Here is a 15,644-nt window from a genome sequence, read left to right on the forward strand (position 1 = left end):
CTGCTCTCCTCTACCATCTATTTTCACTATTTTTATTTTCGCTTGTGTTTAAAACTCTCTCATTATTCTTAAAAGCTTGCTTTTCGTTTCCTTCAAGTCTTTGCATAATACTTCTTAACTCCTCTTCTTTTTGCTTCATAGCTCTCTCCTCTGGAGTTAACTCTTTTTTCTCATTACTATTTTGTGAGTCACTTTTATTTTCTTGATTATCTTGCTGATTTTGTTGATTTTGCTGTTGCTTCTCATCATTCTTTTGATTTCCATCTTGCTTCTGATTATTCTGTTGATTATCTTTTTCATCTTTATTATTTTGCTCATTTTTTTGCTGTTCATTTTGTTTATTATTATCTTGTGAATTATTTTTATTTTGTTGATCTTGTTGCTGGTTTTGCTGTTCATTTTCATTATTTTTTTGATCTTGATTTTCTTGTTTGTTATCCTGTTGTTGATTTTGTTTTTCTTCTTCAACTTTATTTTTAATAATTTCAAAATTCTTTTTTATATTTATATCCTCATTTGTATCCATAGCTAATTTATACTCTTCTAAAGCTTCTTTAGTTTTATTTTCTTTTACTAATGAGTTACCATTCATAAATTTTAAATATCCAGGTTCTTCAATTGCTTTATCTCTTTTCAATTTTAGAATCCCAAATATAATTAAAAATATTCCTAGAAGAAGAACTAATATTTTTCTAAACATATTCTCCCTCCTTCTCTTTTCTTCTTAAAAAATATCCAATAAGTATCAATAAAAGTCCTGCTCCCAATGGATATTGATAATACTGTTCATAAATATTTAATTTTTCATCTCTTTGAGAGGTTTTATCTAGTTTACCAATATCAGCAATTAACTTTTGATAATTGCCTGTATTCAAGTTATTTAAAGAATAATATTGTCCACCACTCTCTCTAGCTAACTCTTTTAAAAAATTATCATTCAATTTAGATACAACTATATTTCCACTGTTATCTTTTATAAATCCATTATCTATTGGAATTACACTTCCTTCATCAGTTCCAACTCCAAAGATAAAAGTCTTAATGTGATTATCTTTAACATACTTTAAAATTTCAGGATTTCTCTCTCCACCATCTGAAAAAATAATAACATTTTTATCTTTTGCATCTGTTTTTTCAAAAGAGTTATTTGCTAATTTTAAAGCTTCTAAAAGCTCTGTTCCACCACCTGAAATAAGCTTACTATCTATTGCATCAATATAATTTATTGCCATAAAATAATCATCAGTTAAAGGCATTTGAACATAAGCACTATCAGAAAATGGAATAATTCCAACTCTATCTCCCTTAAGATTATTTAAAATCTCTTTTAACTCTTTTTTACTTATTTCCAATCTATTTGGATAAGTATCTTCAGCTAACATAGACTTAGATATATCCATTAGAACATATAGGTCACTTCCTTGAATTGCTATTTTTTCCTCCTCTTTTAACTTTTGTGGTGAAAGTAGTGCTATAAATACTAAAATTCCACCTAAAGAAAGAAAAAGTGTTTTAACAATCATAATGATAGTATCCTTTTTCCAACCTATTCTCTCTAATATTTTCTCTCTTTTTCTTACTCCTAATATTAAAAATAAAACAGTTAAAATAGGGATAACTACAAATTTAATACTAGCTGTGTTTCCAAACTCCATAACTATCCCTCCTAAGGTATTCTTATATATTTAAAATATTCGAAAAATACACCTAATAAAAATAAAACTAAGGCAATTTTTAATAACTCTTCAAAATATTCTGTAATATCATAGATACTTCTACTATCTATTTTACTTTTTTCTAAGTTATTTATTTCATTAAAAATATTTTGAAACTCTTTCGAATCACTAGCTCTAAAATATTTTCCATTTGTTTTTTCTGCAATAAGATTTAAAAGATTTTCATCAAGTTCTTTATTTTCAATATATGAAGTTCCAAAAAATCCTGGAATCGCTATCTCTTTCGCTCCAATTCCAATAGTATAAACTTTTATTCCTAATTCCTTAGCTACTTCAGCAGCTCCTACAGGACTCATTTCACCAGAGTTATTTTCACCATCTGTCATTAATATTATGACTTTAGATTTTGAATCAGAGTCCTTTAATCTATTTAATGCTACTCCTAATCCCATACCAATAGCAGTTCTATTATTACTTGTTATATCATCAGTTGTTATATTTGAAATCATATTTTTTAATACACTATGGTCAAATGTCAATGGGACCTTTGTATAAGCTTCTCCTCCAAATACAACTAAAGATAATCTGTCATTTGGTCTTTTATCAATGAACTCTTTTAATAACTCTTTAGACTTCTCTAGTCTATTGGGGTTAAAATCTCTAGCTTCCATAGATTTAGAAAGGTCTAAGGCTATTGCTATATCTATTCCATCTTTTTTTACAACTTTACCCTCTGTTGTAAGCTGAGGACGAGCCAAAGCTAAAATCATAAATACAGTTGATAAATACATAAAAATTCGTCCTAAAAGATGTTTTTTACTTCCTTTTGAATATTTTTTAATAATTTGTATCCCTGGAACCCTAATAGCACCTTGAGATCTTTTTCTAAAAAAAAGATAGGTAACTATAGGAATCAGTACTAATATATATGGCATCTTAAAGTTATACACTGTTCTTTTTCTCCTTTCTTAATCTCTCTACTATTTCAAAGGTTCTCTTTTTATATTCTAAATAATCACCGTCTCTATTGGGGGCAAACTTTAAATAATCCATATTTTTAATAAAATCAATATCCTCTTCAGTTATAGGATAGACAATTTTATATTCTCCTCCTAAAAAATTAGTTCCGTACATATTATCTATATATCTACGTAGTTCTAAACTAATTTTCTCTTTCCAGTTAGATTCATTGACTTTAGACATCCCTTTTTTAAATATAATATATGGATCTTTAGCTCTATCTACTAAATGCATAAAAAATGCTGTTATAACCGCAATTATACCTGCTATAGTTGCTAAAATCCCCATATGAGGATAATCAGTTTCTATATATGTATTATTAGGATTTGAAAGAGCTTCATAAATCTCTTTTTCAGAAGGTTCTATTGTTGAAACTACATCTATCTTCAGTTTCTTATCTCCAATTTGGATTTCATTTTCACCAACTTTATATGTAGAAAATGTTACAATATAAGAACCATCTTTACCCTTCTCTAAGGATGATATTTTATAATCTTTTAAAGCTTTTTCAATTTCACTTTTGTTAATAACGCCCTCTATTTTTAGAGTGATTTTATCACCTATGTTATACTCTTTGCCAAAAGATAGTAGAGAAAGTAAAAGAAAAATACCAATAGCTATTTTTTTCATCGCACTCTCCCTCTATTAAAGAATTTTGAAATTTCTTTTACATAATCCTCTCCAACGTATAAATTAATTCCATTGGAAATATTATTTATATTTATATCACTACTATTTTCTTTATAATTTTCAACAACTATTTGTTCTCCAGTTTCAGCATCTTCTAAAGTAAAAATAGCTCCAATAGGAAGTGATTCATATTTTTTATCTCCAATTCTTACAGGTATAATTTCATGTCGTTGAGATAGTATTTTTAACTCTTTTTCATAGTTATCATCTAAAAAGTCTGATATTAGGAAAATAACTGATCTTCTTTTAAAAACTTTTCCAAAGTATCTTAAGGCCATAGCAATGTCTGTCCTATCTCCTTTAGGATTAATCGTCAATAAATTTTCAATTATAGACAATGTATGTTTTTTCCCCTTTTTTAATGGAATAACTCTTTCAATTTGATTAGAAAAAAACAGTGCTCCTACTCTATCACCATTTTTATTAGCACTAAATGCCAAACTTCCAACTAATTCTGTTATTAGATCTAATTTCTCTTTAAATCTATTAGATGCAGATATATCTACTAATAAAAAAACAGAAAGTTCCCTCTCCTCTACAAACTCTTTTACGTATGCTTTCCTTTGTTTAGCAGTAACCTTCCAATCTATTTTTTTTACATCATCTCCTGGAGCATATCTTCTAATATCAGAGAACTCCATTCCATTTCCTTTTAAACAAGATTGATACTGTCCTGCAAAAATATTATCAGATAAAATAGTAGCTTTTATTTCGATATTTTTTATCTTTTTTAAAAGTTCCTTTTTACTTTCTAATTTATTATCCATAGCCTCTCCTTATGGTAAAATAACTGTTTTTAGTATATCATCTATTATATCTTCTACCTTTTTATCCTCTGCTTCAGCTTCATATGTTAAAATAAGTCTATGACGTAATACATCATAAATAACCTTTTTTATATCCTGTGGCATTACAAAATCTCTTCCATCTAAAAATGCAGCAGCTTTAGATGCTATAACCAAACTTATACTAGCTCTAGGTGAAGCTCCACAAGCAATATAATCAGAATGTTCTCTAGTTTTAAATACAATATCTAAAATATATTTTTTTAACTTTTGATCTATAACAACTTTTTTAATTGTTTCTTTTATCTCTTCTAAATCTTGTAGAGATACAATTGTATTTATTGGGATATCTGAAAACTCTTTTTCACCTGTCAATAAATCAAGTATCTCCATCTCCTCTTCGTATGTTGGATACTCTATCTTTACTTTCATTAAAAATCTATCTTGTTGTGCTTCTGGTAATGGGTATGTCCCATCTTGCTCTATAGGGTTTTGAGTTGCTAAAACTATAAATGGTTTATCTAATTTAAATGTTTCACTAGCAATTGTAACTTGTTTTTCTTGCATAGCTTCTAAAAGAGCAGATTGAACTTTTGCAGGAGCTCTGTTTATTTCATCAGCTAAAACTATATTAGCAAATATAGGTCCTTTTTTTACACTAAAATCTCCAGTTTTTTCATTATACATCTCTGTTCCTACAATATCACTTGGTAATAAATCCGGAGTAAACTGAATTCTTGAAAAACTTAATCCCAAAGTCTCCGCTATTGTATTTACTGTTAGTGATTTTGCTAATCCAGGAAGACCTTCTAATAGAATATGGTTTCCTGTTAAGATTCCAATAAGAATTTTCTCCACCATGTCCTTTTGTCCAATTACCTTTTTAGAAATCTCATTTTTTAAAGTATTAATTCTTTCCATACTTTCCTCCTAAATTTTATTTAACATTATAATTTATTATACGGCGTTTTTGTTAAAATCCCTAAATTTTTTGACGAAAAAAAAAGAGTAAAAGTTTTATACTTTTACTCTTCAAAATTAATTTTTTATTGTAATACAGTTGCTTCAATTATATGCTTTGGTAGTGGCTTAGAAAAAAGGTATCCCTGAATAAAGTCTGCCTTCATATATTTTAATAAACCTAAATCCTCCACTGTTTCAACTCCTTCTGCAACAACCTTTAAATTTAAAGCGTGGGCAGTATCTATACAAAGCTTAACTAAAGTTCTGTATTCTTCGCTATCTTTCATACCCCAAATAAAACTTTTATCAATTTTAATATTAGAAAGAGGTATCTTTACAAGATAACTAAATGAAGAGTATCCAGTTCCAAAATCATCTAAAGAGATTTTAATTCCAATATCTTTAAGTTCTTTTATTTTTAGAATATTTTCTCCTATATTTTGTAATAATACAGTTTCTGTAATCTCTATTCCAACATAACTAGGATTAACTTCTGTTTCAGTTATAATTTTTTTAATAGTCCTAACAAAGTTATGCTTCATTATTTGAACTGCTGAGATATTAACAGAAACTATTACTTTTTTTTCTCTATTTTCATTTATTTTTTTAGCAAAAGAGAAAGCACTTTTTATTATAAACTTTCCAATTTCATCTATTAAAGTAGATTTTTCCATAATATTTATTATGTCTACTATAGGTACTTTTCTATATTTATCATTATTCCATCTAAGGAGTGCTTCTAATCCCACAAGTTCTTTACTGCATGTGTATTGAGGTTGATAGTGAAGTTCAAGTTCATCTTTATCTAAAGCGTTTCTTAAATCTTGTTCTATCTCCTCATTTAAACATCTTTTTTTATCTAAATCACGATTATAAAAAACATATTGATTTTTTCCTTGATCTTTGGCTTTATATAGTGCTAAATCCCCTTTAGTTAAAAAATTATCTATTGTTTCTTCACCAGTATTACCAGTAACAATTCCAATACTTGCAGATAATTTATTAAATTTCCGTTTTTTACCACTTAAAAGATTAAGGATTTTTTCTGCCATATCTGTGGCTAATTCCTTATTCAGTTTTCCTTCCCAAACAATTACAAACTCATCTCCACCAATTCTAGAAACGAATCCATCTCTACAAATCGTCTGTAAATCCTCTCCAAATTCAATTAGGATTTTATCACCATGCTGATGACCAAAACTATCGTTTAAAGATTTAAAGTTATCTAAATCCATAAACATAATTGTTACATCAGAATACTTTCTAACTAATTGACTTTCTACATAGTTATATAGCCCTCTTCGATTAGCTAGTCCAGTTAATGAGTCTGTATAAGCCATTCTTTTTATTTTAGCTTCCTGACTCTTCATCTCTGTAACATCTCTCATTGTACAAACAATACCTATAACCTCACCAGATATATCAATAATTGGTGATTTGAAAACTTCAACTATTTTTTCTCCATTTTTTGTTTTTAATGTTCTCACTAAAGATATATTACTTTTATTGTGAATGACATCTTTATCTTCAATTTCAATACTTTCTTTATGCTCTTTGCCTAAAAAATCCTCTTCTTTTAATGAAATATAAGAAAATCTATTAACATCAGTTAACTTATAAAATGTTGAATTGTTTTGTATAATATCTCCGTTTCTATTTTTGGTAAATACAGCAAAAGGCATATTTTCCAATAGAATATCAAATTTTACATCTTTATTTTTTAAATCTGTTATATCTTTTGCAATCCCCATTGTTCCTAAAATATTATTTTTTCTATCTACAACAGGAACTTTGTAGATATTAAATTGTTTATAACCTTTTTTACCTGGAATTATTTCATCGAAAACAAGTTGCTTTCTCTCTGTCATAACCTTTAAGTCATATTGACGACAATTTTCCCCAATCATGCCATCCCATACGAACTGATCCCCTTTTCCTCTTATTGTTTCAAAGTCTTTTCCACAATGTTCTTTAAACTCGTTATTAACAATCATGTACTCACTATCTTTATTTTTAAACCAAGCCATATAAGGAATATTATCTAATAAAGTATAAAACTTTAATCTATTTTCTTCTGCTTCTTCTTTAATTAAAAGATTTTCTTTTAGTTGGTCTAAAACTAACCTAATCTCTTTTAAAGAATATGGTTTTAAAAGAAAGTTTCCTGCTCCTCTTTTTATATAGTCTGAGGGTCTCTCTTCTTTTAAAATGTTGACTGATACAATTATTCTATCTGCTTTTTCTTTAAAGTATTCAAATACATAGTCATTATAGCTATCAAACACTATAAAGTCATAGATTTTAAAGTTAGATTTTAAATAGTCTAAGATATTTAAAAATTCAAAATCATAATCTTGCAGTAGATGTAATCCTAACTCTTCAAGGGATATTTTTGTACTTTCACTTTCATGTAAAATTAAAACCTTTGATTTTTTCATTTAACTTCCTTTACTCCTGATTTTTTTACGTTGTTACATATGTTTTTTAATATTTTAACATATTTTATAGTTATTGAAAATAATTAATATTGAAATTCCAATCTTTTGATACTATAATAATAAATATAAAAAGAGTTTAGGGGGAATGTATGTATAAGTTAATAGTTTCTGATTTAGATGGGACTTTAGTAGACAAAAACAAAAATGTTTCTGAATATACAAAAAAAATTGTAACTTTATTAAAGGAGAGAGGAATTGAATTTATAATAGCTACAGGTAGAAGTTATAAAGGAGCTAAACATATTTATGATACTTTGGAATTAAATGGCGAAATTGTCTGTAATAACGGAACTACTATTTATAATAATAAAGGGGAGTTAATTTTCCAAAGAACATTGGATTCTAACATAGTCAATGAAGTTTTTAAAAAATCTTTAGAAGAGGATTGCGTATTTTTCGCTACGTATGGAACTCAAGTATATATAGGAGAGGGAACAATTGATAAAGCCAATACTTTTTTATACAATCCACTTGAAGATCCTATTGAAATAAATTTAGAAAATATTAATCTATATACTTTTGAAAAGATAGTTTTAATGGATAGAGATGGTGAAAAGTTAAAGCATTTATCATCTTACTTTAACAAATACGATGAAGTGAACGCCTTTATATCTCAAGAGGACTATCTTGATATCGTTCACTTTGAAACATCTAAAGGAAAAGCTCTTGAAACGATAGCTAAATTAAAAAATATTAGTTTAAAGCATACAATTGCCTTTGGAGATGCTTTTAACGATTACGAAATGCTTAAAGTTGCTGGAAAAGGACTTGTTATGAAAAATGGTTTTGAAGACTTAAAAAAAGAGTTCGATACATTAGATTTAACAAATGATGAAAATGGAGTTGCAAAATATTTATCTACTTTATTTTCTTTAGAAAATATTTAAAATATAAAAAGGGAGTTTTAAAAACTCCCTTTTCTTATTTTTATTTTAGAAGAAGTTATATCCTAATGTAAAGCTAATTTGCTCTAAATTATCATTCCCTCTTTTATCTCCATCTATTTTTGTAACAGAGTATAATATTTCACCTTGTAGTGCGAATATATCCATACCTACTCCAGCACCATAGAAATATTTTCCATCAGGATTTGAATTAGATACGCTATCACGAGTATATAAAACTTTTCCAACTTTTCCAACTAAGTATGGTTTTACTCCAACTGGGAATAGATTCATTTTAATTAGTCCATAAGCTGGTACTGTTTCAATATCTGTTCCTGAAGTTTTTCCATTATAAGCAATTCCCACTCCTACATCTGCTAAAAGTAAAGTTTGAGTAATTTCTAATCCTAATGTTGGCGCGTAGCTTTCAAAACTCTTATCCTCTTTGTTATAAGAACCAGCGTTTGTTATAGCTCCTAATCTTAAATGTGCATCCATTGAAAATGCTGCTGTACTTGCTGCTAAAAATAAAGCGATTAATCCTTTTTTCATGTTTTCTCCTTAAATATCTTTCTAGTATCATATATATTGTATAATATTTTCTTAAGAAGCACTACTTTTATTTTTACTTTTATTTATTTTTTTATTTTATTTAAAATTAGATTAATAACTTTTCTTAGCATAGATATTTTTATACCACTTCCTTCAAAAATTGGTTTATAGTGAGTAAATGTATCAAATGTATATTTACCATGATACTGTCCAAGTCCACTGTAACCTACTCCACCAAAAGGAACTCTTTTATCAATAATTTGCAGCATAGTACTATTTATACATACACCTCCTGCTTTTAACCCTTTTGTAGATAAATTACCTTTATCACTTCTAAAAATGTAAAGAGCTAATGGAGCAGGTTTTAATCTTAAATCCCAATAAACTTTTTCTAAACTTTCATATTCAACTAAAGGAAGAATTGGACCAAAGATTTCTTCTTGAGAAATAGGATCATCATCTTTAGGATTTAAAACTATTGTAAATGGAAATAATCCTTTATTTTTAGTGTCGTCATCTATTTTTCCATTTTGATAGATTATATTTTGATTATTTAACAAATTTTCTAATCTTTCAAAGTGCTCATTATTTATTATTTTTCCTTGAACATCTCCATTTTTTCTAATATACTCTCTAGTTAATTCTACAAATTGATCTTTCAATCCCGTTGGTAGATAAATATAATCAGGAGCTACACATGTTTGGCCTCTATTAAAAAATTTACCCCAAATTATTTTCTCTACAGCGTCTTGCAAACAATGTTCATCCTCTATTATAACAGGTGATTTTCCTCCTAGCTCTAGTGTCACTGGTGTTAATGTTTCAGCCGCTTTTAAATATACCTCTTTTCCAACTTTTGTACTACCAGTAAAAAATATATAATCAAACTTTGAATTTAAAAGCTCTTTTGTTGTTTCTCTATCTCCTAATACAACAGAAATATCTTCAACACCACTTTCTTCAATTATTTTTTTTATTATTTCACTTGAAAATTTAGAATTTTCAGATGGTTTTAAAACAACTTCATTTCCAGCAGCGATAGCACCTATCAAAGGAATAAAAGTTAAATTAAAAGGATAATTCCATGGAGAAATAATTAAAACTTTTCCGTAAGGCTCAGGTTGAATAATTGTTCCACAACCTATAAAATTAAAAAAGCTTTTAATTTTTTCAGGTTCACTCCATTTTTCTAAATTCTTTAAAAAATAGTCAAATTCAGATATAACTGGGTAATACTCTGATAACCTACTTTCTTCAAAATTTTTCCCTAAGTCTTTATATAAGGCATCTGTTACTAAATCTTTATTTCTTTCAAAAGATTTTTTTAATTTCTCTAACTTGTCTATATTTTTCATATACATACCCCCTTTCAAAAAATTTATTTTTGTCTTTATACAATATTATATGTATTTTTCCTTTAAAAATTTTTTTGTTGATGATATGTAGATTTTCCTCTATAATAGAGTTATTTTTAAAATAAATAAAGGAGGAATTTATGAAATTTAAAGATTTTAAATATGAAAGACCTAATTATGATTTAATTAAAGAAACTTTAACAAATCTAATGGAAAACTTAAAAGCTTCAACTGATATTCAAGAACAAAAACACTTAATTCACGAAATTAATGCCATAAGAAACAATATATCATCTATGTCTAGTATTGCTAATATTAGACACACTATAAATACTGAGGATAAATTTTACGACGATGAGAATGAATACTGGGATGAGATTTCACCTTTTTATCAAGAGTTAGATACCAACTTTTATAAGATTATGGTAAATCATAGTAATAAAGATAAACTAATATTAGAATATGGAGATCAACTTTTTAAATTGATGGAAAATAGTTTAAAAACATTCTCTTCAGATATTATTGAAGATTTACAAGAGGAAAATAAAGAAGTTTCTAAGTATGTAAAACTTTTAGCTTCTGCTAAGATATTATTTGATGGAAAAGAAAGAAATTTATCTGGGATGACTCCTTTTATTCTTTCTAAAAACAGAACTATAAGAAAAGCTGCTCAAGAAGCAAAATCAACTTTTTTTATTAATAACGAAAGTAAATTTGATGAAATATTTAATAACCTTGTAAAAATAAGAGTAAAAATAGCTGAAAAGTTAGGATTTAGTAATTTTATAGAGTTAGGATACTTAAGAATGAATAGAGTAGACTATAATGCTGAAATGGTAGATTCTTTTAGAAAGCAAGTTGTTGAAAGTATCGTTCCATTAGCTTCTGCTTTATATGAAAAACAAAAAACAAGATTAGGATTAGAAACTCTTAAGTATTATGATGAAAAATTTGAGTTTAATGATGGAAATCCAACTCCTAAAGGAGATTCAAATTGGATTATTGAGCAAGGAAAAAAGATGTATCATGAACTTTCATCTGAAACCACTGAGTTTATTGACTTCATGATTGAAAATGATTTGATGGATTTAACAACTAAAAAAGGGAAAGCTGGAGGGGGATATTGTACTTTCATTCCAGATTATAAGTCACCTTTTATTTTTTCAAATTTTAATGGAACAAGTGGCGATATTGATGTTTTAACTCATGAAGCTGGACATGCTTTTCAAGTTTATAGATCAAGTTGGATTGAAATTCCAGAGTTATTATGGGCTACATATGAAAGTTCTGAAATACATTCAATGAGTATGGAGTTTTTCACTTGGAATTGGATGGAAAATTTCTTTAAAGAGGATACAAATAAATATAAATATTTGCATTTAAGTAGTGCTATTAAATTTATACCTTATGGAGTTTTAGTTGATCATTTCCAACATAAAGTTTATGAGAATCCTAATTTAACTCCAGCTGAAAGAAAATCTATCTGGAGAGAGCTCGAAAAAACTTATAAACCTCATTGTGATTACTCAGAAAATCCATTTTTAGAAAAAGGAACATGGTGGTTCCAACAAGCTCATATATTTGAAGTACCATTTTATTATATAGATTATACATTGGCTCAAATTTGTGCTTTACAATTTTGGCAAAAAATGAATAAAAATTATCAAGAAAGTTGGAAAGATTATTTAAATCTTTGTCATGAAGGTGGAACAAAATCATTCTTAAATTTATTGAAAGTTGCTAAATTAAAATCACCTTTTGAAGATAATTGTGTAGAGGATATAATGGAAGATGTTAAGAATTATTTAAACAAATTTCAATTTTAATATATTATAGGTCTAAAAGAAGTATTTTTATACTTCTTTTTTTATTTTCAAAAGGATTTTTTTACTTTCAACAGAATATGATAATGATACAACTAATTTTTTAAGGGAGGGTCCTTATGGGAAAACTACTTTTTTTACTTTTTATTTTCAATTTTTCTTTATTCGCCAAAACTCTTGATGTTGGAGTTATTTTAGAAAACCATTCTCAATGTTCAGAGACTGCTTTAGAAATTCTTAAAGATGAATTAAATAAAAATTTTGCCGGTACAAATTTTTCTCCAAAAATTACAGAAAAGTTTTACCTGACAAACCACAATATTCAAGATGGTATAAACAAACTAAATAAAAATCCTAAAATTGATGGAGTTTTTATTTTAACTTGTGCACCATTAGAAAATATATCTAATCTACAACAAAATAAGTTTTACTCAGTTCCTTTAGGTTTTGGAGACAAAGGTAAAAATATTCCAAAAAATTTAAATTACATCTATAGTAATCTTAATTTAAATGATTATTTAATGCCTTTTAAAGAATTAAACGGAGTTACAGAGGTCGATGTTCTTATCTCTAATATGAATTCTAGTAATTTAAATAAGCTTGCTCAGCATACTAATATTCCTGGTGTTAAAATTAATGTTCTTAGAGCTAGCAAGGAGAATTTAATTAACGCAATTGATAAAAAAGTTCCTTCTTTTCTTATTGATTTCAACGAAGAATTAAAACCATATGCATATTCTGGATTGAATTTGAATAAGGAATTTAGAAAAAGATTAAGAGCAGCTTCTTTAAACTATATGTTTTTTAAAACTAAAAAAGATATGAGTACAATCGTTGAAGTTAACGCTCCAATCAAAGATATATATTTAAACTCTGAAGTAGCAACAAAAATTGATATTTATCCTAATCTTATTTTCCTTCAAGATTTATCACAAATTAATAATCCAGAAATGGCAAATCCTAAGCTGACACTTAAAAATGCTGTAAATAGAGCTCTTAACTCTAACTTAGATCTTCTTCAAGTTAGACAAAACATTATGACTAGCTACTATAATGTTAAGGTTACTAACTCTAAGCGTTTACCACAATTGTCAGCTAATGCTAATTATTCAGCTTTAGATGATAGATCACCTAATTTTAAACAAGGATATCCTACAAATAGTGTAGCTTCTTATTTACAACTTTCGCAAGTTATATTTAGTGATCAAATCAATGCTAGTGTTTATATTGATAAGTTATCATTAGATTCTAATAGAAAAGCATTTGAGCAACAAAAATTAGCTACTATATATTATGTAGCTTCTACATATGTTAATATTCTTCAATTAAAAGCTCAATTAGCTATTCAAGCAAGTAACTACGATCTTTTAAGAGAAACTTTAAATGTTGCTAAAATTAATTACAATGTTGGTGCTGGTGGATTGCAGGATGTATACAGATTACAATCAAATGTGGCTGGAGCTCTTTCAGATATTTCTAGTGTTAAAGGAGAGATTCGTTCTCAAGAGATATATTTAAATAACCTTTTAAATTATCCAGAGGGAAATACGTATACTTATGAAACTCTTGATGAACTTGCTCCATACTTCTTATTAAGTGAAAATTTAGGTAAGAACTTTACATTTGGTTCTGAAAAATCTAAAAAAATAGAGAAATTTTTAGTAAGCGGTGCTCTAACAAACTCAAATTCATTAAAACAACTTGATAATACTATTAAAAGTAAAGAAAGAGAGCTTGTATCAAATGAAAGAGAACGTTATATTCCAACTGTTACTGCTTCTGGAAATTACTATAAAAATAATATGATTACACCTTGGGGTAAAAATTCAAATGGAGATTTCCCAGATGAATATTGGCAAGCTGGAATTAATGTAAGTTTACCTCTTATTAGTGGTGGAGAGATTTACTATAATGGACAGGCTATAAAAAGTGAGTTAAAAGCACTTGAGTTTAATAAACTTTCTTCTCAAAATCAATTAGCTCAAGAAGTTTTACAAACATACACAAATCTTTTAACTAACTTTGTACAAAGTTATACAACAAAAATATCTTCAGATGTAGCTAAGAAAAATTTAGATATCGTAACTAACCTATATACAGAAGGAACAACTACGTTAACTGATTTTTTATCTGCTCAAAATAATACTTTGAGTCAAGAGTTAAATCATGTAATTGAAAATTTTAATCTAATTAACTCTACGCTAAAACTTGAATATCTTTACGGTAAGTCATCTCTTACTATGGAACCATCTGAAAGAAAAGTTTTACTGCTTAAACTTCAACAAGAGTTAGATAATTAGGAGGGATAAATTATGAAAAATAAATTTTTAGTGGTTACACTATTATTAGCATTATTAGCGTGTGGAAAAGAGAAATCGAGTTCTACCGAAGAGGTTAAATCAGTTGTTTATGAAAAAGTAGAAAAAAAAGAGTATAGCGTTAAGCGTGCTTACTCAGGTACAGTTAATACTGAAGCTCTTTCAAATTTAAGTTTTAGAGTTTCAGGAACTATAAATAATCGTATTGCCCAGTTGGGTGATACTGTTAAAACTGGACAAATTTTAGCTACTTTAGATCCTATAGAGTATCAATTAAATTATCAGCAAGCACTTTCTAATCTAGATAAAGGAAATGCAAATTTAGCTGAATCTACTGCAAACTTTAAAAGATCAGAAGCACTTTATCTAGAAAACAGTATCTCAAAAGCATCTTATGATAGTGCAACAGCTAATTATAAATCTGCAATATCTTCTGTTAAAGCTCTTGAAGATGCAGTTAATCTAGCTAAAGTTAATTTGAGTTATACTATGTTAACAGCTCCTAGCGATGGTACTATAGGACAGGTAAAAAGTGAGGTTAACCAAAATGTATCTTCTAGCACAGTAGTTTTTGTTCTAAATACTTTTGGTGAGCGTTATGTAGAGTTTAATGTTTCTCAATCTGTTGTTGGAGATTTAAAATTAGGAGAAGAGGTTCAGATTGAAATAACTTCTCTTAATAATTTAAGTATAAAAGGAACAATTACTAATATTGGAACACTTTCTGTTGGTTATGGTGGAACTTATCCTGTTAAAGCTAAAATTGTTGATCCTTTAGATACTGTAAAAGTTGGTATGACAGCAAAAGTTATCGTTACTACAGATAATACTAATAAAGTTATCGCAGTTCCTTTAACAGCTATTTTAACAGCTCCTAATGGAGAAAAATATGTTTATGTTGTTACAAATCTTGAAAATAATATTGGTATAGTTAAGAAACAACTTGTTACATTAGGAAATACTACAGAACAAGGTAGTGAAATTGTTAGTGGATTAACAGACGGCGATTATGTTGTTACAAAGGGAAGTAGTGTCCTTTTAGAAGATCAAAAGGTTTCACTTTTAAAAGGAGCTGAATAG

13 protein-coding genes are annotated in these 15,644 nt (G+C 27.6%); 4 read left to right on the forward strand and 9 right to left on the reverse strand.

All coding sequences use genetic code 11. From position 1 onward, the window contains the following. Positions 1-10: 10 nt before the first annotated feature. The 7 genes from H5J23_RS11545 to H5J23_RS11575 form a co-directional block, all read right to left on the reverse strand. Positions 11-700, reverse strand: a complete 690-nt coding sequence (locus H5J23_RS11545; protein WP_185892345.1) for a hypothetical protein — start codon at positions 698-700, stop codon at positions 11-13. Beyond that, a complete protein-coding gene (locus H5J23_RS11550) occupies positions 693-1,655 on the reverse strand; it encodes a VWA domain-containing protein (protein ID WP_023050619.1) in 963 nt (320 codons plus the stop codon). Before H5J23_RS11550 ends, H5J23_RS11545 begins: the two co-directional genes overlap by 8 nt. Before the next feature lie 11 nt (positions 1,656-1,666). After that, entirely contained in the window at positions 1,667-2,626 is a 960-nt protein-coding gene (locus H5J23_RS11555) for a VWA domain-containing protein (RefSeq protein WP_185892346.1), read from the reverse strand. Beyond that, entirely contained in the window at positions 2,619-3,326 is a 708-nt protein-coding gene (locus tag H5J23_RS11560; RefSeq protein WP_185892347.1) for a hypothetical protein, read from the reverse strand. The genes H5J23_RS11555 and H5J23_RS11560 overlap by 8 nt, the downstream gene beginning before the upstream one ends. Continuing rightward, complete coding sequence (locus H5J23_RS11565) at positions 3,323-4,153, reverse strand: DUF58 domain-containing protein (protein WP_185892348.1); 831 nt, start codon at positions 4,151-4,153, stop codon at positions 3,323-3,325. Before H5J23_RS11565 ends, H5J23_RS11560 begins: the two co-directional genes overlap by 4 nt. A 9-nt stretch (positions 4,154-4,162) precedes the next feature. Next, positions 4,163-5,092 (reverse strand): MoxR family ATPase, encoded by a 930-nt coding sequence (locus tag H5J23_RS11570; RefSeq protein ID WP_023050615.1) that lies wholly within the window; start codon positions 5,090-5,092, stop codon positions 4,163-4,165. 125 nt (positions 5,093-5,217) lie between these two features. Next, on the reverse strand, positions 5,218-7,572 hold the full coding sequence (locus H5J23_RS11575; protein WP_185892349.1) for a bifunctional diguanylate cyclase/phosphodiesterase: 2,355 nt from the start codon (positions 7,570-7,572) through the stop codon (positions 5,218-5,220). 149 nt (positions 7,573-7,721) lie between these two features. On the opposite strand from H5J23_RS11575, the gene H5J23_RS11580 reads away from it, so the two are divergent. Then, positions 7,722-8,519, forward strand: coding sequence for a Cof-type HAD-IIB family hydrolase (locus H5J23_RS11580; RefSeq protein ID WP_185892350.1), 798 nt, complete (start codon positions 7,722-7,724; stop codon positions 8,517-8,519). Between the two features lie 45 nt (positions 8,520-8,564). On the opposite strand, the gene H5J23_RS11585 is transcribed toward H5J23_RS11580, so the two are convergent. Together H5J23_RS11585 and H5J23_RS11590 are read right to left on the reverse strand one after the other, a co-directional pair. Then, a complete protein-coding gene (locus H5J23_RS11585; RefSeq protein WP_023050612.1) occupies positions 8,565-9,068 on the reverse strand; it encodes an outer membrane beta-barrel protein in 504 nt (167 codons plus the stop codon). Between the two features lie 83 nt (positions 9,069-9,151). After that, a complete protein-coding gene (locus H5J23_RS11590; protein WP_185892351.1) occupies positions 9,152-10,423 on the reverse strand; it encodes an aldehyde dehydrogenase family protein in 1,272 nt (423 codons plus the stop codon). A gap of 140 nt (positions 10,424-10,563) precedes the next feature. Here H5J23_RS11590 and H5J23_RS11595 point away from each other — a divergent pair, with 140 nt between their 5' ends. The 3 genes from H5J23_RS11595 to H5J23_RS11605 all read left to right on the forward strand — a co-directional run bounded on the left by H5J23_RS11595 (position 10,564) and on the right by H5J23_RS11605 (position 15,644). Further along, positions 10,564-12,249: a M3 family oligoendopeptidase gene (locus H5J23_RS11595; RefSeq protein WP_185892352.1), complete on the forward strand. Its 1,686-nt coding sequence runs from the start codon at positions 10,564-10,566 to the stop codon at positions 12,247-12,249. 116 nt (positions 12,250-12,365) lie between these two features. Further along, positions 12,366-14,546 (forward strand): TolC family protein, encoded by a 2,181-nt coding sequence (locus H5J23_RS11600; protein WP_185892354.1) that lies wholly within the window; start codon positions 12,366-12,368, stop codon positions 14,544-14,546. A 12-nt stretch (positions 14,547-14,558) separates the two neighbouring features. Then, entirely contained in the window at positions 14,559-15,644 is a 1,086-nt protein-coding gene (locus H5J23_RS11605; RefSeq protein WP_023050608.1) for an efflux RND transporter periplasmic adaptor subunit, read from the forward strand.

Origin of the sequence: Cetobacterium sp. 2G large (assembly GCF_014250655.1) — a bacterium.
Taxonomy (GTDB): domain Bacteria; phylum Fusobacteriota; class Fusobacteriia; order Fusobacteriales; family Fusobacteriaceae; genus Cetobacterium_A; species Cetobacterium_A somerae.

What these genes read in the sequence shown, in the direction of transcription:
- H5J23_RS11590 (WP_185892351.1), bottom strand. Translation starts at nt 10,423, where the DNA reads ATGAAAAATATAGACAAGTTAGAGAAATTAAAAAAATCTTTTGAAAGA.
- H5J23_RS11545 (WP_185892345.1), bottom strand. Translation starts at nt 700, where the DNA reads ATGTTTAGAAAAATATTAGTTCTTCTTCTAGGAATATTTTTAATTATA.
- H5J23_RS11600 (WP_185892354.1), top strand. Translation starts at nt 12,366, where the DNA reads ATGGGAAAACTACTTTTTTTACTTTTTATTTTCAATTTTTCTTTATTC.
- H5J23_RS11585 (WP_023050612.1), bottom strand. Translation starts at nt 9,068, where the DNA reads ATGAAAAAAGGATTAATCGCTTTATTTTTAGCAGCAAGTACAGCAGCA.
- H5J23_RS11605 (WP_023050608.1), top strand. Translation starts at nt 14,559, where the DNA reads ATGAAAAATAAATTTTTAGTGGTTACACTATTATTAGCATTATTAGCG.
- H5J23_RS11560 (WP_185892347.1), bottom strand. Translation starts at nt 3,326, where the DNA reads ATGAAAAAAATAGCTATTGGTATTTTTCTTTTACTTTCTCTACTATCT.
- H5J23_RS11565 (WP_185892348.1), bottom strand. Translation starts at nt 4,153, where the DNA reads ATGGATAATAAATTAGAAAGTAAAAAGGAACTTTTAAAAAAGATAAAA.
- H5J23_RS11550 (WP_023050619.1), bottom strand. Translation starts at nt 1,655, where the DNA reads ATGGAGTTTGGAAACACAGCTAGTATTAAATTTGTAGTTATCCCTATT.
- H5J23_RS11580 (WP_185892350.1), top strand. Translation starts at nt 7,722, where the DNA reads ATGTATAAGTTAATAGTTTCTGATTTAGATGGGACTTTAGTAGACAAA.
- H5J23_RS11575 (WP_185892349.1), bottom strand. Translation starts at nt 7,572, where the DNA reads ATGAAAAAATCAAAGGTTTTAATTTTACATGAAAGTGAAAGTACAAAA.
- H5J23_RS11570 (WP_023050615.1), bottom strand. Translation starts at nt 5,092, where the DNA reads ATGGAAAGAATTAATACTTTAAAAAATGAGATTTCTAAAAAGGTAATT.
- H5J23_RS11595 (WP_185892352.1), top strand. Translation starts at nt 10,564, where the DNA reads ATGAAATTTAAAGATTTTAAATATGAAAGACCTAATTATGATTTAATT.